This is a genomic window from Xanthomonas sp. LF06-19, assembly GCF_034105425.1.
Classification (GTDB): Bacteria; Pseudomonadota; Gammaproteobacteria; order Xanthomonadales; family Xanthomonadaceae; genus Xanthomonas_A; species Xanthomonas_A sontii.
The window spans coordinates 69,303-81,770 of sequence record NZ_JAXGGH010000011.1 but is presented as its reverse complement, the minus strand read 5'-3'; the positions used below and the strand labels follow the sequence as shown (position 1 = coordinate 81,770).

Annotated in this window: 6 protein-coding genes; 3 read left to right on the top strand and 3 right to left on the bottom strand. The window is 68.3% G+C overall.

The features are described from left to right. The first annotated feature begins 134 nt into the window (after positions 1-134). Positions 135-1,208 (top strand): LacI family DNA-binding transcriptional regulator, encoded by a 1,074-nt coding sequence (locus tag SLW55_RS18975; RefSeq protein WP_267099255.1) that lies wholly within the window; start codon positions 135-137, stop codon positions 1,206-1,208. 62 nt (positions 1,209-1,270) lie between these two features. Here SLW55_RS18975 and SLW55_RS18970 read toward each other — a convergent pair whose 3' ends face one another. The 3 genes from SLW55_RS18970 to SLW55_RS18960 are packed head-to-tail and all read right to left on the bottom strand — an operon-like array spanning position 1,271 to position 6,632. Next, positions 1,271-2,944, bottom strand: a complete 1,674-nt coding sequence (locus tag SLW55_RS18970) for an alpha-amylase family glycosyl hydrolase (RefSeq protein ID WP_267099369.1) — start codon at positions 2,942-2,944, stop codon at positions 1,271-1,273. 8 nt (positions 2,945-2,952) lie between these two features. Then, a complete protein-coding gene (locus SLW55_RS18965) occupies positions 2,953-4,434 on the bottom strand; it encodes an MFS transporter (protein ID WP_267099256.1) in 1,482 nt (493 codons plus the stop codon). Then, a complete protein-coding gene (locus tag SLW55_RS18960) occupies positions 4,431-6,632 on the bottom strand; it encodes a Six-hairpin glycosidase-like protein (protein ID WP_267099257.1) in 2,202 nt (733 codons plus the stop codon). Before SLW55_RS18960 ends, SLW55_RS18965 begins: the two co-directional genes overlap by 4 nt. A gap of 239 nt (positions 6,633-6,871) precedes the next feature. On the opposite strand from SLW55_RS18960, the gene SLW55_RS18955 reads away from it, so the two are divergent. Together SLW55_RS18955 and SLW55_RS18950 are read left to right on the top strand one after the other, a co-directional pair. After that, on the top strand, positions 6,872-8,965 hold the full coding sequence (locus tag SLW55_RS18955; RefSeq protein ID WP_267099258.1) for a glycoside hydrolase family 97 protein: 2,094 nt from the start codon (positions 6,872-6,874) through the stop codon (positions 8,963-8,965). 492 nt (positions 8,966-9,457) lie between these two features. Next, complete coding sequence (locus tag SLW55_RS18950) at positions 9,458-12,205, top strand: TonB-dependent receptor (RefSeq protein ID WP_267099259.1); 2,748 nt, start codon at positions 9,458-9,460, stop codon at positions 12,203-12,205. The last annotated feature ends 263 nt before the right edge of the window (positions 12,206-12,468 follow it).

Here is a 12,468-nt window from a genome sequence, read left to right as displayed (position 1 = left end):
CGGATCAGGTCGATAGACAAGAATGGTAAACCAGCTTTTACCAAAATGGTAATTGCGGCCGTTTACCAAAACGGTCATTCCTGGTGCGCGCCCGAGGTCTTCGCTGCGCCGCAGCAAGAGCTACAGCGGGCGCCATGGCATGCTTCGCCGACGTTTTCTCCGCACCCGGACGCGCCGTCATCAAAGGCAAGGCCACATCGCTGGACATCGCCTACCTGGCAGGCGTATCGCAACCCACGGTCTCGCGCGCGCTGCGCGGCAGTCCGGCGGTCAACGAGCAGACCCGGCGCAAGATCCTGGCGATCGCGCGCGAGTTGAACTACAAGGTCGACAAGCACGCCTCCAGCCTGCGCCTGCGCAATGCCGGCACCCTGGCGCTGCTGTTCTTCGAAGACCCGACCACCGACGACTCGCTGATCAATCCGTTCTTCCATTCGATGCTGGGCTCGATCACCCGCGCCTGCGCCCGCCACGGCTACGACCTGCTGGTGTCGTTCCAGCAGTTGTCGGACAACTGGCGCGCCGACTACGGCGACAGCCAGAAGGCCGACGGGCTGATCCTGCTCGGCTATGGCGACTACCTGCAGGCGCAGCAGCGGCTGCAGCACCTGGTCGACCAGGGCACGCACTTCGTGCGCTGGGGCGCGGTGCTGCCCGGGCAGCCGGGGGTGTCGATCGGCAGCGACAACTTCCAGGGCGGGCACGACATCACCGCGCACCTGCTGGCGCAAGGCCGCCGCCGCATCGCCTTCCTCGGCGACGCCTCCAACCATTACCCCGAATTCCTGGAACGCTACCGCGGCCACCTGCAGGCGCTGCGCGCGGCCGGCGCCGACGCCACACCGGCGCTGCAGGTCGATGCGATCACCACCGAGCAATCCGGCTACGAGGCGGCGCTGGCCCTGCTCGGCCGCGGCGAGCGCTTCGATGCGCTGTTTGCCGCCAGCGACCTGATCGCCATCGGCGCGTTGAAGGCCTTGCGCGAGCACGGCCTGCGCGTGCCCGAGGACGTGGCCCTGGCCGGCTTCGACGATATCCCGGTGGCGGCCAGCGTCGATCCGGCGTTGTCGACGGTGCAGCAAGACACCAAGCTGGCCGGCGCGGTGCTGGTGGACACCCTGCTGGCGCAGATCGCCGGACAGCCGGTGAGCAGCCGCACCCTACCGGTGACGCTGGCGCTGCGCGGCTCCTCGCTGCTGCGCAACTGAGCCCTGCTCGGGCACCGACGCGCCGACGGCCGGCGCGCTGACGCCGACCGGCAGTGCCGCGTTCACGGTGTCGGCGCGACCCCGTCCTTGGCCGCCATCAGCCAGCGCAGCCGCGCGCGCAGGTCCGGGCGCACGATCGGCGCATCGGACAGGAACACGCGCACACCATGTGCCGGCACCTCGGCGCGCAGCGCACCGGTCACCTCGGTGGCGCTGCCGTCGAAGCCGTCGTGCCAGGTGCCGGGCTGCAGGTAGCGGCGCACCTCCAGCGTGCGCGGCGCGTCGCTCTTGTTCAGCAGCACCAGCGCGGTCTGAGTGCTGCCCGCATGCTGGAACACCCGGTAGAACACCGCCTCGTCGCCGGACAGCTGCAGATTGAGCTGCAGGCCGCGCTGCAACGCCGGGCTACGCTGGCGCAGCGTGGCGATGCGCCGCAGCGGCGCGAAGATCGGGCTGCTCGGCGCCGCGTTCACCCGCTCCTGGCCGAAGTAGTTGCGGTTGCCGGCGTGCTCGGCGCGCCCGCGCATGAAGCCGGTCTCCGAGCCGTAGTAGATCACCGGGATGCCGCGCGCGGTGAACAGCCAGTTGTGCGCATCGATGAAACCGGCGTCGCTGGCGTCCAGCCGCGCCATGTCGTGGTTGTCGTAGAAGGTCATCAACTCGTACGGATTGGCGTACGGGCCGCGCTCCAGGTACAGCGGCGGCTGCAGCGTCTCGTAACCGCGCCGGGCATGGCCGAAGGTCGCCGCCAACGCCTGCTTGAGCGGAAAATCCAGCACGCTGACGCCGGCGTTGTCGGCCCAGGTGTGACCGGCGATCTTGTGCGCGTTGTAGTCGAAGTCCTCGCCGAACATGAACATGCCCGGACGCTGCGCGCGGATGCGGCGCACGAACTCGTGCCAGAAGCTGTCCGGCATCCAACCGATGGTGTCGATCCGGAACGCATCGGCGCCCTGCCCCAGCCACTGCGAATAGGCGCCGACCAGATACTCCATCACCGCCGGGTTGCGCTCGTTGAAATCGGACAGCTGCGCCAGGTTGCCGCCGGTGTTGTAGAACGCGTGCAGCGGGTTGTGCGCCGGGTCCAGCTTGGACGGCGGCAGGTTCTGGTGGTCGGCGATCAGTTTGCCGTCGCGGTCGAAGACCTGGCCGAACATCGGCTGCCGCTTGGGCATGGTCCAGGCCGGCGAGCCGTGGTTGCCGACGATGTCCAGCACCACCTTCAGCTGCTGCGCGTGCATCGCCTGGGTGAAGCCGGCGAAATCCAGACCGGGGCTCGGCAGATGTTCGTCGAGCTTGTAGAAGTTCACGCCCCAATAGCCGTGGTAGCCGGTCTTGCCGCGGTCGCTCAGCGAGCTGCCCCAGGTGATCGGCTTGCCGCCGGTGAAGGCCTCGTCCGGGTTGTCGACGATCGGGGTGATCCACACCGCGCCGAAGCCCAGGTCGCGGATGTAGCCGGCGTTGTCGACCACGCCCTTGAAGTCGCCGCCGAGGTAGCCGATGTTGTCGCTCTCGCCCGGCGGCGCCGGGATCGGGATGTCGAAGGTGCGATGCGCGCCGCCCTGGTCGCGGTGATCGTTGCCGGGATCGCCGTTGACGAAGCGATCGGTGACCACGAAGTACACCGCCTCGCTGGCGAACGGCTCCAGCGTGCCGTAGAACTCCTCCTGCGCAGGCGCCTGGGCCTGCGCCGACGCGGCGCAGGCACCCAGCAGGGCCAGCGCCAACAACGACATCCGATCGATCATGCGTTCGCTCCCGAATCCGATGGCACCCACAGCACGCACAGCGCCGCCACCAGCAGGCTGCCGCCGCCGATCGCCAGCGCGTACAGCGGCCGGCCGCCGAGCCAGTGCGTGAGCACGAAGCCCAGCACGCTGACCGCGACCAACTGCGGGATCACTATGAAGAAATTGAAGATGCCCATGTACACGCCCATCTTCGCCGCCGGCACGCTGTCCGACAGCAAGGCGTAGGGCAACGACAGGATCGAGGCCCAGGCGAAGCCCACCCCGACCATCGACAGCAACAGCCACTGCGGATCCCGGATCCACAGGAACGACAGCAGGCCGGCCGCGCCCAGGCACAGATTCAGCAGATGACTCACGCGCAGCCCGCAGGCGCGCACCAGCAGCGGAATGGCGATCGCGGCCAGTGCGGCGAAGCCGTTGTAGGCGGCGAACAGCACGCCGACCCAGTTGGCGCCCTCGTTGTAGGCGGCCGAGGTGACGTCCTGGGTACCGTAGTGGGTCTGGGTGACCGCCGCGGTGGTGTAGATCCACATCGCGAACAGCGCGAACCAGGAGAAGAACTGGACCCAGGCCAGCCGCCGCATCGCCTGTGGCATGGTCTGCAGATCGCAGACGATCGCCGCCAGCATGTGTCCGCGACGCAGGCGCGGCGCGACGCCCTGCAGCACGCCGTAAGCGATGCACAGGCCGGCCAGCACGTACAGCATGCGGTCGCCGCGGCACCAGGCGATGGCCGCCGCGCCGGCGATGCCCACCGCGCACCACAGCGAAGCGGCGCCATCGACACGGCGCGGTTGCACCGCTGCATCTGCGGTGACGACGGCGCTGCCATGCAGATCTTCGGGCGGATACTCGCGGGTGCGCAGCACGGTCCAGCCGATGGACAGGAACAGCACCGCGCCGCCGACATAGAACGCGTAGCGCACCGTCGCCGGCACCTCTCCGGGCCCCGCGGTATTGCTGACGCCCCAGTGCGCCAGCAGCCACGGCAGCATGCTCGCCACCACCGCGCCGACACCGATGAAGAAGCTCTGCATCGCATAGCCCGTGGCGCGCTGGCGCGTCGGCAACTGGTCGCCGACGAAGGCGCGGAACGGCTCCATCGAGATGTTGATCGAGGCGTCCAGCACCCACAGCGTCCCGGCTGCCACCCACAGCGTCGGCGAGTTCGGCATCACCAGCAGGGCCAACGTGGTGAACAGCGCACCGACCATGAAGTACGGGCGACGCCGGCCGAAGCGGTTCCAGGTGCGGTCAGACAGGTAGCCGACGATCGGCTGCACGACCAGGCCGGTCAGCGGTGCGGCGATCCACAATCCCGGCACCTGCTCCATGTCCGCGCCCAGGGTCTGGAAGATGCGGCTGGCGTTGGCGTTCTGCAGCGCGAAGCCGAACTGGATACCGAGAAAGCCGAAGCACATGTTCCAGATCTGCCAGAACGACAGCGCCGGCTTGGCACGTGGCAAGGCGCTCATGGACGCTCCTCCATTGGGCCGGCCGGCGCGATCAGCAGCGCGGCGACATCGGCGGCATTGACCACGCCATCGGCGCCGCCCTGGCCACCGGTGTAGCGCGCGAAGTGCTGCAATGCGCTCATGTTTGCCGCCGGCAGCAGCCGCGCGACGCAACGTTGCCCGGCCTGCAGCTCGAACAGCGCCGTCGTGGAGGTCTGCTCGCCGACGCTGTGCGGCATCACCAACGGCTGCGACTGCGGCGAATCTGCACCGCACTGCACCTGCAGGCGTTTGACCGCGGCGGTGACGCCGGTGTTGATCGGACCGTGCGCGTTGACGTAACGCAGGCTCAGGCGATACATGCCATCGTGCGGCGCCGTCCACGTCCAATCGTCGGCGCCCTCCACGCGGGCGACGTCACCGACGCAGACGGTGGGGCTGTGCAACGACTCCCAACGCGCGCCCTGCCGGGTGAGACTCAGGCATTGCACGCGCTCGGCCAGCGGCAGCAGCGCGCCGTCGGCGCTGCCCTCGCGTGCCTGCCCATCGACGTACAACACCGAGTCCGCAGCCGCCTGCACCCGCCAGCCCCCGGTCTCGCGCCGCACCTGCGGTGCCGGCGGTGCCAGCGGCGCGAAGGCGTCTGCGGCGGTGAGCATTTGCATTGGCGCAGCGCCGCTGTGGCGGGCGACCAGGTCGACGGTGGTCACGCTGTCCCGGGTACGGGTCTTGCCGGCGACCAGCAGGTCGCCTTGCAGTTGCGCCGGACGTCGCAACACGATGCGCCGGTCCTGCAACTGCAACGCAATCTCCTGGCGCTCGCCGAACAGCATGGGCACCAGGCTGGTCGGCAACTTGGGCAGCACGCGGCCGTCGTCCTCCACGCCGAACACGCCTTCCATCACCATCGCCAGATAGCCGGCCACCGACCACAATTGCCGCGGTGAATTGACCACCGGGCCGCTGAGCGGGCCGTCGTCCACATGTGCGGCCTGGCTCAGGAACTCGTAGTTCTCCATGTTCGAGCCGGCCAGCGCGGCGCCGCGCAGCAATGAGCGCACTTCCAGGTCGATGCGCGCGCTGTCGTCGGTCTGCCGCGCCGCGCGCAGCGCATAGGCGCTGACGAACGGCCAGATGGCCCGGTTGTGGTAGATGGGCACGTCGCGCTGCTGCGGCCACACCACCGGACTGCCCGCCTCCACCGCGGGATAGCGGGCCAGCGCCTGGCGCGCGCGCGCGGCCGGCAGTACGTCGGCCAGCACCGCCAGCGACAGGCCCAGCAGATCGTAGCGTTCGTAGCGCACCGGGTGCTCGGCGGTGCCGATGTAGCTGACGTAGGTGCCGCGGTCCTCGCGCCAAAAACGCTGCGCGATCGCCTGGCGCAGTGCATCGGCCCAGTCGGCATAGCGCGCGGCCGCCTGCGTGTCGCCCTGCTCCCGGGCCAGGCGCTCGCCCAGGCGCAGCGCTTGGTAATGCAGCACGTTGGTGGACAGCGCGAAGGAACTGGCGATGAAGCTGACATCCTCGCGGGTCCAGGCCGGATAGGTCTGCTCGCGCCAGTCCAGGAACGAGGTCTCGCCGCGGTACAGGCCGATGCGCGGGTCGAACGCGAACGCGCGATCCTGGGCCAGCGTGGCCGTGAGCGCGGCGCGGGTGTCGGCGGCGAAGGCTGGATCGTCCAGCAGGTGGCGCGCGGCCAGGAACCACACCACGCGGTCGCTGCTCACCGGCCAACTGCCGCCGGAGCCGGTGTCCTGCGCCACGAACAGCCCCGGCAGCGCGTCGGCGCCGCGCATCGGCGACAGCTTGAAGCGCAGCGAGCGCCGCGTGCGCTCCGGATCCAGCCGCGCCAGGGCCAGGTCGGCGGCATAGCTGACGTCGCGGGTCCACACGTAGGGCCAGCGCTCGCCGGTCTGGTAGCAATCGCACGGCAACGGCTTGCCGTGATCGAACGCCGGATCGCGGATCGCCTGCACCTGATCGTCGTGCAGTTCCTGTTGCGCCAGCGCGAACAGCGCATCGAACAACGGGCTATCGGTCTCGCTGCGCAACGGCTGCGCCGGCACCGTGCGTGTGCCTTGGGCCGCATGCAGCACGAAACCGCCGTCGGCGGTGGCCTCGGCCTGCGCGGTCTGGCCACGCCATTGCAATGACGTCTGTCCAGCAGACGCCGACGCCGCGGCACCCAAGGTGGCGGCCAAGCAAATCATCTTCAGCATCGAAGCGGCAGACCGGCTCGCACCGATCGACCTCCCTCCCTCTTTGCCTGCATGGTGGAAGCGCAGGCCGGCACGCCGGCGCTGCGGTCGCCGCCTCCGCATCGCGGGGCGCTGCGGACATGGTAGACGGGCGACACCGCGGCGCGTGCAGTTGCATACGTATTCATCGCATGCGCCACGGCGGCCGCGGACCGCCTCGCTATAGTCGATGCGCTGCCACGGTCGCCCTGGGAGGGGATATGCCGCTGTTTGAGGTCCTGTCGCGCCTGCGTGTGCCGTCGTTGCTGGCGAGCGCATTGTGGTGCGTTGCGCCATGCCTGCACGCCGCGCCGCAGACGGTGGCCAGCGTGGACTCGCCGGGCAGGATCCTGCGCGTCTCCCTGCAGTTGGACGACGGCCTTCCCAGCTATCGCGTGCAGCGGCTGGGCGAGGCGGTGATCGGCGAATCGCGGCTGGGCTTTCAGTTGCGCGACGGCGCGCTGGATCGCGACCTGGCGGTGCTGGACCAGCACAGCCGCAGCGTCGACGAGACCTGGGAACAGCCGTGGGGCGAGCGCCGCTACGTGCGCAACCATTACAACGAACTGCGCGTGGACCTGGGCGAGCGCGGCGGCCGCCAGCGCCGCTTCGCGGTGGTGTTCCGCGTCTACGACGACGGGCTCGGCTTTCGCTACAGCTTTCCGCAGCAGGCGGGAATGCAGGAGGCGATCGTCGACGAGGAACTGACCGAGTTCGACATCGTCCCCGAGGCCACCGCCTGGTGGATTCCTGCCGGCGCCCCCATCCACTACGAATACCTGTACCGGCGCACCCCGCTGCGCGAAGTGCCGCTGGCGCACACGCCGTTCACCCTGCGCAGCCAGGACGGCCTGCACCTGGCGATTCACGAGGCCGCCCTGGTCGACTACGCCGGCATGTGGCTGCGCCGCGGCGAAGGCCAGCGCCTGCATGCGCAACTGTCGCCGTCGGCGGAAGGCTGGAAGGTGCGCCGGTCCCCGCCCTTCGACACGCCGTGGCGCACGCTGCAGATCAGCGACACCGCCGGCGGCCTGGTCGATTCCAACCTGATCCTCAATCTCAACGAACCCAACGCGCTGGGCGACGTGAGCTGGGTGCACCCGGCCAAGTACATCGGCGTGTGGTGGTCGATGCACCTGAATCAGGACACCTGGGCGCGCGGCCCCAGGCATGCCGCCACCACCGCCAACACCCGCCGCTACATCGACTTCGCCGCAGCGCACGGCTTTCGTGGCGTGCTGGTCGAAGGCTGGAACCCCGGCTGGGACGGCAACTGGGTCGGCAACGGCGACGACTTCGACTTCACCCACGCCACCGCGGACTTCGACATCGATGCGCTCAGCGCCTACGCGGCGAAGAAGGGTGTGCACCTGATCGGTCACCACGAGACCGGCTGCGCGGTGGAGCACTACGAAGACCAGCTCGATGCGGCGCTGGATCTATATGCACGACTGGGCGTGGACACCTTCAAGACCGGCTACGTCTGCGACGACGGACAGGTAGACCGGCGCAATCCCGCCGGCGGCCCCCTGTTGCGCGAATGGCACGACGGCCAGTTCATGGCCCGCCACCATCTCAAGGTGGTGGAGGAAGCCGCCAAGCGCCACCTGTCGGTCAACGCCCATGAGCCGATCAAGGACACCGGCCTGCGTCGCACCTACCCTAACTGGCTCTCGCGCGAAGGCGCACGCGGCATGGAGTACAACGCCTGGGGCGAGCCGCCGAACCCGCCGGAGCACGAAGTGAACCTGGTGTTCACGCGGATGCTGGCCGGGCCGATGGACTACACCCCCGGCATCCTCAGCCTGACGGGCCGCGGCGGACGCGCGATTCCGAGTACGCTGGCGCGGCAACTGGCGCTGTACGTGACCCTGTACAGCCCGATCCAGATGGCGGCCGACCTGCCCGAGCACTACCTGCAGCACCGCGACGCCTTCCGCTTCATCGAGGACGTGGCGGTGGACTGGGACGACAGCCGCGTGCTCGACGGCGAGATCGGCGATTACGTGACCATCGTGCGCAAGGACCGCCACAGCCGCGACTGGTTCCTCGGCAGCATCACCGACGAGCACGGCCGCGTGCTGCCGATCGCGCTGAGCTTCCTCGAACCGGGCGTGCGCTATCGCGCCGAGATCTACCGCGACGGCGACGCCGCCGACTACCAGCACAATCCGTTCGACTTCGTGCGCGAACAGCGCGAGGTCACCAGCCGCGATCAGTTGCAGGTGAAGCTGGCGCCCGGCGGCGGCCAGGCGATCCGTTTCGTCCCGCTGGACCCGGCGCCGGCCTCCGCTGGCACGGCGGCATCGCGCTGACGCACCACCATGCGGCACGCGGCACCGCCGGCAGCACAGCGGCGGAGGCATGCACTCGCCATGCCGGATCACGGCGCTCGCCTCTGCGGCGCCGCGCCATCGTGCGCGGCAGGTCAGCGGCGCGCGGCGCGCCGCTTCCGCCAAACCATGTCGCGCCATCTGCGAGCTCGCCCGACGTCAGCATGCCGGCGTACTCCCTGGCATCACTCTCAGTGCAGCACCCGAATGTTCATGCCAGGCGACGTTAGTTGCATGAAGCACGCGCATGCTCGCCGCGGCACCGGCGTAGCGGCGCGCGCACGACATTGCGATCCTGAAAGCGCTTCCAATGCGATGCAGGCCAGTGAATACGTATGCAGCGGACGTTCGCGACGAAGCCGCGTGTCTACCATACAGCGCAATCGCGACACCGCCCTGCGGCTGCGCGACACGCACATCCGGCCGCCTCGCCGGTTCAGACATTCGCAAGACAACATTGCCTGGGAGGGGAAAATGTTGAACCACAAGCGCAACGCGCTGACGCTGGCGCTGGCCGTCGCGATGACGCCGATGCTGGCTGCTGCACAGTCCGATACCACCACCACGTCCAAGGATCCGGTCACCGAACTGGACAAGGTCCAGGTGACCGGCATCCGCCGCGGCATCGAGAACGCCATCGCGATCAAGCAGGACTCGACGTCCATCGTCGAAGCGATCTCGGCCGAGGACATCGGCAAGCTGCCGGACGTGAGCATCGCCGAATCGCTCGGGCGCCTGCCCGGCCTGGCCGCGCAGCGCGTCGCCGGCCGCGCCCAGGTGATCAGCGTGCGCGGCCTGTCGCCCGACTTCGCCACTACCCTGCTCAACGGCCGCGAAGTGGTCAGCACCGGCGACAACCGCAGCGTCGAGTTCGATCAGTACCCTTCGGAGCTGGTCAACGGCGTGACCGTGTACAAGACGCCCGACGCCGGCCTGGTCGGCCAGGGCCTGTCCGGCACCATCGACATGCAGACCGTGCGTCCGCTGAGCTTTCCGGACCGGGTGATCGCCGTCAGCGGCCGCCTGCAGAGGAGCTCGCTCGGCAAGGCCGCCAACGTCGACGCCTTCGGCAACCGCTTCAGCGCCAGCTACATCGACCAGTTCCTGGACAACACCCTGGGCTTCTCGATCGGCTATGCCCACAGCGACATGCCCATCCAGGAAAATCAGGTCGGCCTGTACGAGCCGTGGACCACGCAGAACACCGACAGCGGCAGCCGTCCCGGCGTGGCGCCTGGCACCTACTTCTCCGACGGCATCAAGGCGCTGCGCCGCACCGGCAACAACAAGCGCGACGGCGTGATGGCGACCGTGCAGTTCCGTCCGTCCAGCAGTTGGACCAGCACCTTCGACGCATTCCATACCGAAGCCGAGCAGATCGACACCGCCAATCAGTTCGAGGTCAATCTCAGCAACTACAACGGCGGCTACACGCCCGGCCTGCTGATCACCAATCCGCAGGTCGACGCCAGCGGCAGCTTCACCGGCGGCACCGCCAGCGGCGTGTACCCGTTGGTGCGCGGCATGTACAACAAGCGCAAGGACAAGATCGACGCATTCGGCTGGAACAACGAGTTCAACCTCGGCAGCGTGCGCCTGATGGCCGACCTGAACTACTCCAAGGCCACCCGCAAGGAGCTGAACCTGGAGAACAACCTACAGCTGGTGCCGATGCCGCAGCTGGACACGGTCGGTCTCGTGGTCAAGCCGAATGGCTTCTCGCAGATCACCCCCGGCCGCGACTACTCCGACCCGAACAACCTGTTCCTGACCAACACCATCTACGGCTCCGGCTACGGCAAGGTGCCGGAGGTCGAGGACCGGCTGAAGGGCGGCCGCCTGGCGGCGACGCTGCCGGCACCGCAGGCGCTGACCTGGTTCTCGGACATCGACGTGGGCGTCAACTACGCCGACCGGCGCAAGCAGAAGACCCAGGCCGAAGGCAACATCCTGCTCGGCGCGCAGGGCGACACCAGCATCGCCAGCGACCTGCAGTACGACCCGGTCAACCTCGGCTTCGCCGGTATCGGCACCATCCCGGCCTGGAACGTGCCGGCGGCGGTCTCGCGCTACATGACCTTCAACCCGGTCACCAATCTGGACTACCTGATTCCGAAGTCGTGGACGGTGCAGGAGAAGATCACCACGGCCTGGCTCCGCGCCAACATCAACACCGACATCGGCGAGGTCGGCGTGCGCGGCAACATCGGCGTGCAGTTGCAGCACGCCGACCAGAGCTCGCAGTCCAGCTACTTCGACCAGTCCCGTCCGGCCGGCCAGAATGTGCTGCCGATCGACGCCGGCAAGACCTACAACGACTGGCTGCCGAGCCTCAACCTGGCCTTCCTGTTCCCGCACCAGCAGACCCTGCGCTTCGCCGCGGCCAAGCAGGTGGCGCGGCCGCGCGTGGACCAGATGCGCGCCGGCCTGGACTTCGGCGTGGACACCTCCACCGGCAAGCCCGGCGGCAGCGGCGGCAATCCCCTGCTCGACCCGTGGCGCGCCAACGCGCTGGACCTGTCGTACGAGAAGTACTTCGGCGAGAAGGCCTACGTGGCCGCCGCGGTGTTCTACAAGGACCTGAAGAGCTACATCTACACGCAATCGCGCGACGATTACGACTTCTCCGCCCTGCTCGCCAGCTACGTGCGCCCGCCCAACATGACCGTGCCGGTACAGACCACCGGTACCTTCTCCTCGCCGCAGAACGGCAAGGGCGGCACTCTGCGCGGGCTCGAGCTGACCGCCTCGCTGCCGTTGGACATGTTCACCGACAGCCTGCGCGGCTTCGGCATCCAGGCCAGTGCCACGTTCAACGACAGCGACATCAAGATCGTCGATCCCGAAAGCGCCTCCAGCGTGGGCTCGGCGCCGATCGACCTGCCCGGCCTGTCCAAGCGCGTGTACAACTTCACCGCCTACTACGAGCGCAACGGCTTCGAAGCACGCGTCAGCCAGCGGCGGCGTTCGGACTTCATCGGCGAGATCGGCAACTTCAACGGCAACCGCACGCTGCGCTACGTCGTCGGCGAGAACGTCACCGACGCGCAGGTCAGCTATACCTTCGCCGACGGCAGCAGCCTGGCCGGGCTGAGCCTGCTGCTGCAGGCGAGCAACCTGACCAACTCGCCCTACCGCACCTACGCCGGCACCAAGGATCGCCCGCTGGAGTACGTCGAATGGGGACGCACCTACATGCTGGGCGTGAACTACAAGTTCTGAGTCCCGCGTAGAGGCTGCAGACGACGCCCGCCGGCGCACCCGGCGGGCGTTTTCGTTGGGGCGGTTGCCGCGGACGGTTGCGTCAAATGCCGGGGTGACCAGAGAGAAAACGATGAGATCAGGATCGAGGAGCGGTGGCGATTTAGTTTGCCGATCGGGATCAAGACGAGCGGCCTGGAGGGCGCACACCAGCCCTTTCGCCTGCAAGAAGATCTACAGAAAGCGATCGCGCGAACTGATGGAGATCTCGCCGCGCCCGCGAA

Bases quoted from the DNA above. Each gene is read 5' to 3' on its own strand.
- SLW55_RS18975 (WP_267099255.1), top strand. From the start codon at position 135: ATGGCATGCTTCGCCGACGTTTTCTCCGCACCCGGACGCGCCGTCATC.
- SLW55_RS18970 (WP_267099369.1), bottom strand. From the start codon at position 2,944: ATGTCGTTGTTGGCGCTGGCCCTGCTGGGTGCCTGCGCCGCGTCGGCG.
- SLW55_RS18965 (WP_267099256.1), bottom strand. From the start codon at position 4,434: ATGAGCGCCTTGCCACGTGCCAAGCCGGCGCTGTCGTTCTGGCAGATC.
- SLW55_RS18960 (WP_267099257.1), bottom strand. From the start codon at position 6,632: ATGCTGAAGATGATTTGCTTGGCCGCCACCTTGGGTGCCGCGGCGTCG.
- SLW55_RS18955 (WP_267099258.1), top strand. From the start codon at position 6,872: ATGCCGCTGTTTGAGGTCCTGTCGCGCCTGCGTGTGCCGTCGTTGCTG.
- SLW55_RS18950 (WP_267099259.1), top strand. From the start codon at position 9,458: ATGTTGAACCACAAGCGCAACGCGCTGACGCTGGCGCTGGCCGTCGCG.